This is a genomic window from Phyllobacterium sp. UNC302MFCol5.2, assembly GCF_000686005.1.
In the GTDB taxonomy this organism is placed as follows: Bacteria; Pseudomonadota; Alphaproteobacteria; order Rhizobiales; family Rhizobiaceae; genus Phyllobacterium; species Phyllobacterium pellucidum.
The window spans coordinates 1-12,533 of the sequence record NZ_JMLL01000010.1; the positions used below are offsets into that span (position 1 = coordinate 1).

The following is a 12,533-nucleotide window of genomic DNA, read 5'->3' on the forward strand; positions in this document are numbered from 1 at the left end:
GCTCTTCTGGTTCGCCGGCATTTGGACGAGTTGGTACAGTGTCCGCAAGAAGAAGGAAGGCCCGGTTCAAGCTGATATCTTTGCCTTCCTAACCACTGATCCCAACAGCATCGTTGCGCCCATTCACCCAAAGGCAATGCCGGTTATTCTGACCAGTACTGATGAAATCGACGTATGGATGAATGCTCCGGCCGAAGAGGCGCTGAAACTGCAGCGACCGCTGCCCGACGAGCAGTTGATCCTGCTGCCTCAACCGGTTGCCGAAGAAGAGCAGCCCTCATTGCTTTAAGCGCGAGTTCATCTGGAACCCAAAATGTACCATCAAAACGAGACCAATCGGCACTTTGAGTTAAACGACCTTGAAAAGAACGCGGCTGACGCGCTTCGCGTGATGTCGTCCGAAGAGGCGCGCCAAGCTGAGAGGACAAACAGGTACCTCGCGCTTGTCCTCCTCGGCATTATGTTGGGCGTTTTTCTTGCTTGGCTTTTATAAAGAAAACCGATGTCTGAGATAGGACCGCCAAAGCCCACCTACCCGCAAAATGTGGACAAAGCCCCCGCGACCATCGTCGAGCACTATTGCATGCATCATGGTTGTAGATCGTGGGGCTCATTCGGATTTGAAAAACGATATGGACAGGAATGGTATTGCGGTGAGCACAAGCTGGATGGAGAAGAATAGGATCGATCTTCGCAACGACGGGTCGAGGGCAGGAAAACATGAGCAAAAGTACTGAGGAAAAAGCTGCGCTCCGCAAAACCAAGAATGCCGAAAAGATGAGGCAGTGGCGTGCCAAAAATCCGCTGTAGCCAGAACCGAGGGCCAGGAGAACGAGCGCATACGCCTAGGACGTGAGAAAACCCTGAGCGGCACCGCGCTTATCTGCGGAAATGGTAGAAACAGCAGATCCTACAAGCAGCAGCGAAAGCAAAGCATCGGATGCGACGCGAACAGGAGGGGATTGACGATGGTGGCCGCTAACTGGGACGACCGTATTGAGCAGGAGCTTGGCCGAAAACTCAAGGCTTTGCGCGTGGCTGCTGGAATAAGCCAGAGCGGTCTAGGCGCGGCCCTCGGCGTCTCCAGGACGCAAATCCAAAAATATGAACGGGGCGAGACCCGGCTGGCCGTCAGCACGCTCATCGCCATTTGCAATATCCTCCGGCGCGACCCGATGGTATTCCTGGCCGGGCATTTCCCCGATAACAGCCACACCATTGACGCCCCGGATGCGTAAGTGGATTGCGAGCCTGGTGAAAGCGAATTTTGAGAAATTTCTGGAGCAGTAAAACGCCTGGTATGCTAAAAATCGCAAACGGGAATTGGCTCGGCAGCGTGCGAGAAAGACGCCGTACTGCCGGCGACGATGGGAGCGCTTAAATGGCGATCGAACGACCACGCGAGCCGGCCGGCCACAAGGATCGATTGAGCGACTGCCAGAGGGCGATCGAGGATAGGTTGCTTGAACTCTTCGGTGAAGCGGTTGCGGCTGGTTGGGCCGAGGATGAAGTCTTTGCTGCCATCGTTTCGGTTGCCGACACCACCCAGCTTGCGATGCATCGTGACCAGTTCCTTTCGGTCGAGACACAATTGCGAAGGGCAATGACGAAACGCACTGATTGACGATTTCCTGCGGATGGGAGCAACCAAACTGTAGACCGTCAGGTGATGGTATCTGCGTCAATCAAAAACCACGGTCTCGCATTCAATCGAAGGATATATCGCACTACCATTTAACGCGCAGCCCGATGTTCCCTTCCCAAGTTTCAATCTTATCGCCGCTCACATCGAATGTGTAATCGCCCGTAGCGAACGCACTTAAGTTTTTGCTGAAGTCATAGGTGACGCCACCTCCGAGTTCGATGGACGTCGAGCCAAAATCGGTGACAATTGGGTCAACCCCAAAGGTGGCAGTGTCCGAACCGTCAAATCCGTGCCAAAGGTTGGCCTTAAGATAAGGTTTGACCAATCCTGAAGCGGTCGCATAAGCTCCTTGAAGCCGCATACCGATCCGTCCCGTAACGGCTTCATCAGCGTCAAAGTTAACGTCCGAGAATGTATCGGATTGATCGTCCAGCGATAGATGCTGCCAAATCAATTGCGCCTGTGGTTCGATGTTCCAATTGTCGGAAAGACCGATGGGATATCCACCCTCCAGCGAGGCTGTGACGCCGGTGCCGTCGACATCAATACCTACACCACGGGTTGAGGTGGCGTCACCGCCGTACCATGTGCCCATCACAATGGCATCAAGGTACCATCCTTGGGGGCCAATGTGTGTCCAATAACCGCCGAAGCTCGTTGCATCGAGATTGAGACTGCCGGTCTTTAAGTCGTTCCAGCCAAGGGCTTGCCCTTTGATGTCGGCATCGAAGTTGGCGTAGCCGAAGAACAATCCCGCAATATCGCGATGACCACTTTCGCCCTCGCGGCGCAGAATGTCCAAACCTGCTTGAATGCCATAGAGGTCGCCGTCGAGCGAAGGGTCGACATCGCCTGACCATTTCTGTTCTGTCGATTGCCCGTATGCGCGGGCCCACGCGGCAGAAAAATTATTGCCAGAATCAACGATCCCCTGTTCACCCCGTCGCTCGTGGAAGGTGCCAAGCGTCGCCATCGTGGCGATCCGCGCTGCTGGCGCAATGACCGAGTAGGTAGGTACTTCGATTCGGTACAACGGGACCACATCAGCGATGACGCGTGTCGCGCCCGGCGTCGGCGGGATTGAGGCTGCGCCCACGGGGACAGGTGCGACAGTTGCCGGAATAGAGGTCGGATTGACAGGGGGCGTCGGCGCTTCCGCGGCTGGCGGCGGTGGCGGGGCGACCGGTGCGGGGTCTGCTGCCTGTACCGGCGGCTCGACTATGCCCGAACCGTCAGGTGGAGTTTCCGGCGGTGGTGGTGGCGCGGGAGGTGGAGCGGCGGGCTCGGGTTCCGGCGGTACCGGATCGACAGCTGGACCCGGTTCGACGGGCGACGGCGCAGGAGCTGGCGCCGGCGGTTCTGGCACATTCACCAGCGCCGAGCGGAGATACCAATTTTCGGCAGACCCACCGCTGACGCCTCCCTTGAAGAGGAAATATTCGTAAGCGCCCGCAGCTACCGCATTGTTGAGCGCAAACGTGCCAGTTCCAGTGTTGGCTCCATTTATGCCCTGTACAACCATAATACCGTCAAGCGCAGTTAAGCCTCCGAGCCCACCACGGTTTTCAACCGTCATTCCCGTTATTCCGGATGCGGTGCCACCGGATATGACAAGCTTATCAGATGGGGAGGCGTCGGCCCCAAGAACCGTGTCCAGGAAGAGTAGACCGTTGTTACCCGTATAGTTGCCATTAATTGTGAAGCTGTCGGAGGTCCCGCCACCTCCATTTGTGAGATCGATCCGCCCAGCGTTGGTTACTGATGCAAGCTGCCCCGCCGTGAACGCCAAAACGGCCGAATTCGATTGTCCGGCAAAGACCGTGCTGGTAGAGTCGATGGACAGACTGCCGGTGCCCGTCGATGCATCACCGAGGGTAAGATTGCCACCGAATGTAAGCTCGGTATCGTTGGTCGCAGCAATCGATTCCCAGCTGTCATATCGCGCCAAGCCATCGGTAGACACGTTACTAAATGTAAGGCTGTCGCTGCCAATGCCTCCCGAAAGCTGAGTCATGCCCCCCATGTTCGCGTTAGTAAGGTTTGTCACGCGAGCCGTATCGTTTCCACCCTCCAAAATGATGGAGTTGTAGATGATACCGCCGCTCCAGCTAAAGCTGTCGTCTCCTTCGCCGGTCTTGATACCATTGCCGATGCTGCCACCCGTGACAGTGACGCTATCGATGCCACTGCTTGTGCTTATGTTACCCCCAATTTCGCCACCGGATATGATGATGGTGTCGCGGCCAAGGCCTGTCACCACATTGCGGTCGACGATGCCGCCGGACATGTCGAACGTGTTGTCGTCGAGTTTCATGTTGACGCGGCCGATGCGTCCACCGGTCATGACCGCATAGTCACCATCCTCGAAAAAGTCGATGATGCGTCCACTCGACATAAAGAATGTATCTAGCCCATCACCTTGACTGAGCGACGCAATTGTCCCGCCCGTCATCCTGAAGTCATCGATACCGGCTCCTTGCTGGACTGTACCGGCAATCTGCCCCGCATTGATTTCAAGCCTGTCCTGACCAGCCCCCTGATCAAGGACACCCCCAATGAAGCCTGAATTCATCAAGACCTGATCAGCGCCTGCGCCGAACGTGACGTTTCCGGTTATCTGACCAGTTCCTCCCACGGGAAAATTAAGGCTGTTGTTCCCTGCCGTATCGGTGAGGGAGGCGGCAGTACCGCTGTCACAAATGAATGAATCGTTACCTGGGGTCGGCGTAAAGACACAGGCAGCTTGCGCTTGTTGCATAACAACAAAGGATGCAGGAACGACTATACCGCTGGTGATAAAAGTACGCAGGAACGCTGTTCTTCGTGTCATCAACTATCCTCGTGCCTCAAGGCTGTAGGTCAGGACTGTCGTCTGGCGAATTGCAATGAAATTTGGATGGATACGAAGTGGTGGATTTTTTGGATCAGTAGAGAGTTGAGCGATATGAAGTATCGGACCTTTCAGCTTCCTACTCACTTCAAATGCAGGCGGCATCTATAAGGCCAAACTACATCACCAAAGAATTAACGAGCAATCGCTTTGGGCATCAAAGGCGTAGAGCGGGGCCGTTTTCTTGAATTAGATGCACAATGGCCACAACCATACTGCAGCCCCCATTCGAGCGGGGCATTCAACATCCCTTAACCGCCACGTGGTTTCTTCTAGTCATGGCACTACCGACGCCCGATACGTTGGACCAGATCGACAAAGAGCTTGGCGCGAAGCTTAAGGCCTTTCGCATCGCAGCTGGCAAGAGCCAAATCGCCCTCGGCGCGGCGGTGGGGATTAGCGGCACGCAACTTCAAAAATACGAAAATGGCAGCAACAGGATATCCGCCTCGATGCTTATCATGTTGTGCCACGCACTTAAGCGAGACCCGATGGCATTCATGGCCGAGTATTTCCCCGACAACAGTTGCAAAATCGACGTGCGAGCGGCCTCCAGGTCGAATGGCAATCATTGAATAGCAAACGCTGATCCCACGGGTTGGGCTGCGAAATGTCTCAATACATAATTTTATTGATTCGGATTCTGGGAATCGGTCCCCTACATTGCGGCCATGTATGAAGATTATCGGACGTTTAAGAGCGTGCAGATTTTCGGCCGCAAGCCGGGCCAGCTTGTCAACGTCACGTCTGCCTATGACGCGGCGGTGTTCCTACTCAGCGAATGGCCGCAGGAGACCGGTCCCAAGCATCGCTTGGCGCGTGAGATAATGTTGAAATGCTTAGAGGGCGGTTGCGCTGCAGCCGTGGCCAGGGTCGCATTTGTTGAGGCTGCAAGGGAAGCTGGTATTTACATGGAAGCGGAACCTCTGCGGAGCGCCTACACAGGCAAGCCTGACCCAAAGTGGGGCAAGCGGAAGGCAGCTAGGCGGTGAATGACGATCGTGCTTCCGATCCACCACCGATGGGATAAAGAACCTCCGCCACCCCAGCGTTATCGCTTTGTCATCCAGAATGCGCCACCTATTGGTCGAATCCCTACAAGCGTGCCACTGTTAAGCAAGGGATTCAGCGCTGACAATATGTCTTTCTCAGTCACTGTGTATGCGACCGGCAACATAATTTCGTCGCCCATGGCGCCGCCGAGTAAATACATCATGAGCAAGTACTGCTCATTGTAATAACGATCGGTCCATTGATCAGGATAATCCCTGGGCAAAAAAATGTCATGGATGCCGTAGATGCAACCCGCCTTTAGCGACGGCAAAACCTTTGTGAAAAATACGGTTACATCAGAATTTTGAAAACTGCGGTGTGAGTTGTCAATGAAGGTGATATCGCCGGGTTGTAAACGATCGAAAACGGACAGATCGGTATCCTGCAGGCCGGCCCGAACAACCTCGTCGCAAATCTTATCGATCTCAGCTCTTGGCATAGGATCGATCGATATTATCTTGGTTTGTAGCCCGTGATCACGGACAGCCCTCCTCGCAAATTTAGTCGAATTTCCCGATCCAACTTCGAGATAAAGCTTTGGATTATTCTTCGCCAGAAAACAATAAATGCTGATGCTATCGAGAATAGGCAACCAATTATTGGACCAGTACGGCTGCTCGACATCGGCAGGTTCATCGAGCGATATGCGATTAAGAGAAGGCTGGAATTCACAAAATGAAGCCAATAGGCATTTGTAGTCTTCGCGCCTTGCCGCGATCAAAGTCATCCATGGGTTCCCAGCTTCGAGATCCCAATTCATGACCCGTGGGAAGTAGGGATAGTCAAGTTCGGCTACGAAGCCTGCTTCCCGACGCCCGATATGGTAGGCCTTGAAATCTTCAAGATGATCGAGCGTCGGTTGTGCCCGGGAAATCTGAGCGCGAAGAAGTTGGACAAGGTCTTCAGCAGTTTTCAGCCCAGCTGCAAGCCGTGCATTCTCAGCTAAAGCAGCGCTTCTACCCTCCCTCAGCCGCGCGATCGCGGGTATCTTCATGGCAAGTCGCTTCAGAGTGTTTGGCATCAAGGTTCGCTCCCGGCGAATTGAATGGAGGTTGGTATCAACTTGGTTAGACCCTGAACCGATATAACAATCTCACCGCCTGAAATATTCTTAACTGGAATATCTATCGAAATCGCCTTCCCATCGGTCTGGACGCGGGCGCTGGAAGAGAGGTCCGATCCGTTCATCTTAACGGAGAAACCGTCACGATCCGTACCGGCAAGCTTTATAGATGCTCCTATGGCGTCGCAGTTGGGCGCGCGCGTCTTGATAAATACGGTGGTTCCTTCATGCCACGCGACCCACGTTGCGCCATCCGTGAGACCGTTGCTGTAGGTGTTACCGTGCGAAAGATCGGTTGCACTGCTGCACGGCAACGCTGAGGTGAGCAGCGAGGAAGATAGCATATCGTTGAACCGGTTGTAGAACTCGGGCTGCCGTGGCCAGTCGATGACTTCCTGAGAATCGAGGTAGAAAGTCGAGGAAGCATCTTTGACCAGGTAAAGGTGCGTAGGCGCGGCCGCAGGTATGCCGAGGTTATCCAAGAGATCATAACCGCTATAGGTGTCACACCCATGTGCGGGCGTCAGCGCATTCAAGCATAGGGTTTTAGCCAGATCGGTAAGTATCGCCACCCGATTGTCGATCGTTGGCTCATCAGTTCTGGTGTTGAAATTTTTGATACCCAGAAGTGGAGTATATCGCGAGAAGCCCCAATAGGGATGCTCCCTGACCTTGAAAGATTCAAGTTGATCGGGATCGTTGTAAGCGACCGGCTGACCGTGATCGCTTTTTATGATGATCAGCGAATTGTCATAAATACCCAGTTCCTGAAGACGTTTTATGAAGCGGGAGTATTGGGAAAAGGCGCATTTCGTTTCGTTCTTCGCCCCCGTCCTGTTTTGGTTCGCGCGGAACCAGGCGGCATCATCGCTGCGATAGCCACAGATCTCATCGAAATCGACGGGAAAGTGCGTCTGGAGGAAGTGCACGAAATGAGCAACCGGCCTGTCGGTATCAACACGCATTTTCTCGATGTAATTTTCCACGTCGAGCATTGTTAGCAAGCTTCCCCGATCCCAGTCGACCCCTTTATGATACTCAACCAGCGAGCGCAGATTATCCTTCGATGGTTTTGTCTTTTCGAACCCGAGAGCAGAAATGACAGGATCCAAACTCTCTCGCTTGAAGACCAGAGGGCCGGACAGGATTCGAGCAAGTGCGTACTGCTGAAGTTCCACCACGCGGTCTATCCGCTGCCTCGGCGTAAAGTCGGTATCCAGCGTCCGGTACGAGTACTTGCGGGCATTCACTTCGAATCCGCCATTGTAGGGACCATAGGTAGAGACAACGAAGCCTGCCTGGTTGAGGCGATTGGTGATCAGAATATTTGGATCAATCGTCTCTCTCATATTCTTTTCGGTCTCGAAGACCTTTACATTTGCGATACCGCTTAGTTCGGATGTGATTGAGGGTATCGTTGCCGGAGCGCTGGAAAGTGCGTTTTGAAAAAAGGTGAAATCCTTCAACGCGGACGCATACTCTGGATTTTCCCGCAGCACCTCCATCGAGATATCCCTGGATAGCCCATCGAAGCTCAACACGAAGACGTTCTTGGTGCGGGATGCGATATGAATGCTGTCGACGACCTTTGGGCCAATGGTGAAAAGAATGATGGCGGTTCCGACGATTGCGTTAATCGCAACGAACGCGATTGCCGCGAGCAGAATTTTACTAGCGTGGCTGGTGGTGGAGATGAATGTCAATACTGCCGCACCGACAGCGACGAAGACGAGATTAAGGGTATTGAGCGGAATAGAACTGACCTCAATCTGGCCAGCCACTTTGGTCAACGGAAATACCAGACCCGCGAGCATCAGGAAGAAAAAGATGTAGCGCACAACCACTGAAACGGCTCGGCCGAACCTATTGTCCGGGATTAGCATCGCTATGGCAAAGGCCAGACCGACAAATACCACGGTCGTCACGGCAAGTGTCGCCAAGGTAAATGGCGCGCTGATATCCTCAAAGTCGTTCAAATTGTTGAAGATTATATAGACCGGCACCGTGTAGAACACGAAGATCGGCAGCATCAGTGCATAGATAAGATCAGACTTAGACACCCGTGTCATACAACGTCTCGCAATAAGGAAAGGTGCGTGAGGGTTACAAGAATATCGGCAACGAAGCTAGACCGGACCGGCGTATAGTGACCAAACGCAAAAAAACGCCCTACCATCCGAAGGATAGCGGGGCGCGTAATTTCATCATCCGATAAATCACAAGGGCTGGCTACATGGAGACAAGCCTTCCCACTGGGCCAAGATTGAACAACAGCCCTTCCCCGGCTGCCGTAACCGCCGGGACCGATAAACTATTGAGCCGCGGCTCCGGGCCCCGCTCGCGCTATATGCGCTCCATCCGATCAAACAGTTGCATGTTGAGATCGCGCTGGCCGAATAAGCCGGACTACGCGCGGAGTGCTTACATTTTGCGCCCTAGCCGTTCGCGTCAGAGGTCGCCTTGTCGATCCGCCTTAGCATTTCTGCTTACAGAGTTGCTTCGCTCTAACTTGTCGGCTCTGCATGCGATCACAATTCAGGATCCCCAAACAAGGCCTACAACATTTTTTGTATTCTCAATTCGCACTTGCAACGCGTTCGTCAACATTACCCGCGCCTCCAACTCGGTAAGCCTACACGGCGGATTGGGCGCATCGAGCACTCCGGAACTAAATTTGTCACTACCGCCAAACACGGCGTATCTATTGCAAACAACGCCCGTTATCAGATTTCGTCCGTCGTTAGTCTCGCTGGATCGAACCCAACCACTTTTCGTGTTTTGTGAGCTCACAACATTTGCACTAAATATCATCCGCGGTTGCTCGAGGAACGGCACGTCAAGCAGGCTGTCACCTTCCATCCAATCAGGTTTTTGCACGCCTAGGACAGAAAGAATCGTCGGGGCTATATCAATCCGCTGGGCAGATTGGGCGACGACGCCTGGACTAACGCTTGGAAATCGAACCATCAAGGGTATGCGCTTACGTGCATTGTACCCCTGTCCGTGATCCGATGTGATTACAATAAAGGTGTCGTTCAAGATTCCTTGTGTGGCCAAATAGGTGTAAGCAGCCTCAATAGTATTATCAAAGTCTCGAATAGAATCTTCGTAGAATTCCTTCTGCCAAGGACGCTCTTGCTTCAAATTTGCCGACGCCACTCGTGAACTAGGGTTGAACATTGGACCGTGCGAGCCCATGAAATGCGTATTGATAAAGAAAGGCCGATGATTCCGGGCAATGCGTTTTATTGCCTCGATGCGATCAACATCCGTGAGAGTTGAGCTCGTTCCCTCTATTTGATCCATTGGATTATTGTATTCTTTAATAAAAGTAGCGTCCATCATTAGCTCCACCGCGTTTCCAACGGTGTGCATCACGAACTGTCCCAGGGGTGCGTCCCCCAAATAGTTTGTTGTCAAATTGTGATATTGCTCGTCCTCACCGTTGTTTTCGTCAAAGGCGTTCGTAAGATTTTGGTCCCTAGCATCGGCAAAATGCGGCACTGCCAAATTCGCCCGGTAATATCCCAGTTGCCCCAGCAAATGTGGCAACGTGCGCTCCGCGAAGTTTGTGTCGAGCGCATCAGGGGGATACACCACGCCGGTGGTGAGGGGAGATATTCCATTCAGAAGTGAAACGATTGATCCGGTCGTGTTACCATTGTTGGTATAAGCGTTAGTATAAATTGTGAATTCATCACTATGCTTGCTTAGGAACGGCGTTGTATCGGCACTATACCCGTAGATTCCCATGCTCGAAGCATCCAACCCGTCTGAGGAGAGGATGAGAACGTTGAATTTATGTTTCACATCTTGGCGTGATACTTTGGCCTCAGCACTCGGCGCCGCGGTGAGAAATATAAGGTAGGCGATTGCGACGGCTGAAAGCGCGTACAAGGGAATGATTCCGAGATTTGTTGCTCGATATGCCAAAGCACTGAGAGGCGAAAGTAGTATCTTCGCCCCTAAAGCGCTAATTAGGAGGAAGGTGAGTTTCAGTACGAAGCTGTCACCCACCTTTAGACCCACGCCGAAAAGCGTATAAGACCAATTTTCTCCAATTGTTATTAAAGCCACCACGAGAATAATATATGCAACAAGAGCAGCTGCATTCTGCGTCCATTCCAATTTTCCCGAAATACCCGCTAATAAACTACTGAATGTAAATGCCAAGAGCGCGACAACAACAGTCAACGCAAACATTCCTGCCAAAACGGAAAGTTTATCCACCAATGGTAAACTTGCTAAAAAAGAAACCTTGGTTACTTCAAAGACAAAGCTATAAGAGGTGAAAATCGACGCGGCAAACAATACGACCCAAAAGCCAAATCTCGCCACTGTGAATTTACTTTGACTTCTTGAGGCAGTTTTATCTTGTGCCAAGGAATTCATTTGTTCTCTTTTTCGAAAAAGAACAGCGTCCGACCCGAAGTGGATATAGTTTCTGTGCGATCTATCCGACCAAATTTAGATAAATGCCCAGCAAACTCTTCTATAGAGTAGTTAGGGAAAATGTCCTCCCGTAACGCCAGCATGCGCTTAACTGTTGGGTCATCTTTGGGGACAAATTCGATCACGCCGCGCGGCGCAATTGCAGTTAACCAACGGACGACCTGATCGAGCGGAACGTTCTTTGCGATGGCCAAATGATGTTCGAAAGCAAGAGCTATCAATGCGTCGGCTTTTGTCCTTTGATCGAACCCCAACCGCTCGGATTGCTGCCAACCTTGGGAAGGACTAGGATTAGATGCATCGAGCCATAAGGGCAAAAATTGTAGCTGATCCGCTTGAGCTCGCGCGAATGCTAGCTCCAACGCGTTCTGATCGAAATCAAATCCGACCACATATTCAGCCCCACCGTTGAGAGCCGCGACAGAATAATCGCCAGAGTTGCATCCTATATCCACAAGCAGCCGTGGCTTTAAACGATTGGTGAATTCCGAAATCAAGCGAGCTTTAAGTTGAGCTTCGTCACCAGTATACGTGTTTTCTTTGGCATATTCACCCCAGACCGTTTGCTTTTCACCGGCAGGTTGGAGTTTCGAAATCCAATTATGCATCTGTTGCAGTAATGCCCGATAATTGGATTTCTTTAATGTATGTCGATTTTTCACCGAGGAAACCGCAGCCGCGGGGTCGGAAACCGATCTTCTCTCAAGTCTTGCCTGCATCATCACATGTAACAAAACGTTGAATGATAACCGCTTTGCTACAGGGATTAACTTCGCGATATCCGCAGTGGAAATTCCCTCCAAAGCACCTCTAAACCAATTATTGTGACTGACACCTGTGAGTGACCGCAGCAAAAGTGGATTCAGAAACTGCTCGCAAAACTGTCGATGCCCCAACCAGAATTCACCATCTCTATATGGACGTATCGAGAGGAGATCGATAAAAATGGGATCTGGACCTTGGAATTGCACGTTGTACGCGGATGCGTCTGTAAGAACAAACCCCTCGTCAAAAAGCTCGAGTTGAACAGCCAAGTGACATAAAGCGGCAGCTTTTAATTGGCTAAATGTCCATTCGTATGCATACGAAATATATGGTATCTTGGGGTGGCGCAGAACGTACTCTGCAGATGGTATATTTTCCGGCCAGTTGTTGTGAGGGACCTCATCAAACCCAATGAGATTCCCTTGCTCTGCTAACAACTTGACGACGGGGCTATCGCGAAACTTTTCGTAACTCGCTTTAGCTGTTGCCTGGACAGTCCGGAATATTTGATCATTGTGCGAAAACACGTGGCCCGATGGGTCACGGAACGAGCCTGCGATTTGTTCCAAAGCTATTCGCCTTTAGTCTGATTCTTTTTTTTGCTAGCCTTGGCGCCTGTGAACCAGCCTTTCAAGCGATAGTAGTATCCGGATACTACGACCGAA

General features: G+C 52.1%; 9 protein-coding genes. 4 read left to right on the forward strand and 5 right to left on the reverse strand.

Going from position 1 to position 12,533, the window contains the following annotated elements; genetic code table 11:
* The 3 genes from BR48_RS0101805 to BR48_RS23545 all read left to right on the forward strand — a co-directional run.
* Positions 1–289: SOS response-associated peptidase family protein (locus tag BR48_RS0101805; protein ID WP_027229748.1), on the forward strand; the 289-nt coding region annotated here is incomplete at its 5' end.
* A gap of 679 nt (positions 290–968) precedes the next feature.
* Complete coding sequence (locus BR48_RS23540; protein ID WP_051614461.1) at positions 969–1,238, forward strand: helix-turn-helix transcriptional regulator; 270 nt, start codon at positions 969–971, stop codon at positions 1,236–1,238.
* A 143-nt stretch (positions 1,239–1,381) separates the two neighbouring features.
* Positions 1,382–1,624 carry a hypothetical protein gene (locus tag BR48_RS23545; RefSeq protein WP_036813160.1) on the forward strand — a complete coding sequence of 81 codons (243 nt, stop codon included), beginning with the start codon at positions 1,382–1,384 and terminating at the stop codon, positions 1,622–1,624.
* A gap of 103 nt (positions 1,625–1,727) precedes the next feature.
* Here BR48_RS23545 and BR48_RS0101830 read toward each other — a convergent pair whose 3' ends face one another.
* Entirely contained in the window at positions 1,728–4,475 is a 2,748-nt protein-coding gene (locus BR48_RS0101830; protein ID WP_027229750.1) for an autotransporter domain-containing protein, read from the reverse strand.
* A gap of 338 nt (positions 4,476–4,813) precedes the next feature.
* Between BR48_RS0101830 and BR48_RS25360 the strand changes: the two genes are divergently transcribed.
* Positions 4,814–5,110 (forward strand): helix-turn-helix transcriptional regulator, encoded by a 297-nt coding sequence (locus BR48_RS25360; protein ID WP_197030323.1) that lies wholly within the window; start codon positions 4,814–4,816, stop codon positions 5,108–5,110.
* 476 nt (positions 5,111–5,586) lie between these two features.
* On the opposite strand, the gene BR48_RS0101845 is transcribed toward BR48_RS25360, so the two are convergent.
* From BR48_RS0101845 to BR48_RS0101860, 4 genes are all read right to left on the reverse strand, one after another.
* On the reverse strand, positions 5,587–6,609 hold the full coding sequence (locus BR48_RS0101845; protein ID WP_245273340.1) for a class I SAM-dependent methyltransferase: 1,023 nt from the start codon (positions 6,607–6,609) through the stop codon (positions 5,587–5,589).
* A complete protein-coding gene (locus tag BR48_RS0101850; protein ID WP_027229752.1) occupies positions 6,609–8,720 on the reverse strand; it encodes a sulfatase-like hydrolase/transferase in 2,112 nt (703 codons plus the stop codon). Before BR48_RS0101850 ends, BR48_RS0101845 begins: the two co-directional genes overlap by 1 nt.
* Positions 8,721–9,186: 466 nt before the next feature.
* A complete protein-coding gene (locus BR48_RS0101855) occupies positions 9,187–11,043 on the reverse strand; it encodes a sulfatase-like hydrolase/transferase (protein ID WP_027229753.1) in 1,857 nt (618 codons plus the stop codon).
* Positions 11,040–12,437 carry a class I SAM-dependent methyltransferase gene (locus tag BR48_RS0101860; protein WP_245273341.1) on the reverse strand — a complete coding sequence of 466 codons (1,398 nt, stop codon included), beginning with the start codon at positions 12,435–12,437 and terminating at the stop codon, positions 11,040–11,042. Before BR48_RS0101860 ends, BR48_RS0101855 begins: the two co-directional genes overlap by 4 nt.
* Positions 12,438–12,533 lie beyond the last annotated feature (96 nt).

Coding starts and splice junctions, on each gene's coding strand:
- BR48_RS0101845 (WP_245273340.1), bottom strand. CDS start 6,609: ATGCCAAACACTCTGAAGCGACTTGCCATGAAGATACCCGCGATCGCG.
- BR48_RS0101850 (WP_027229752.1), bottom strand. CDS start 8,720: ATGACACGGGTGTCTAAGTCTGATCTTATCTATGCACTGATGCTGCCG.
- BR48_RS25360 (WP_197030323.1), top strand. CDS start 4,814: ATGGCACTACCGACGCCCGATACGTTGGACCAGATCGACAAAGAGCTT.
- BR48_RS0101830 (WP_027229750.1), bottom strand. CDS start 4,475: ATGACACGAAGAACAGCGTTCCTGCGTACTTTTATCACCAGCGGTATA.
- BR48_RS0101855 (WP_027229753.1), bottom strand. CDS start 11,043: ATGAATTCCTTGGCACAAGATAAAACTGCCTCAAGAAGTCAAAGTAAA.
- BR48_RS23545 (WP_036813160.1), top strand. CDS start 1,382: ATGGCGATCGAACGACCACGCGAGCCGGCCGGCCACAAGGATCGATTG.
- BR48_RS23540 (WP_051614461.1), top strand. CDS start 969: ATGGTGGCCGCTAACTGGGACGACCGTATTGAGCAGGAGCTTGGCCGA.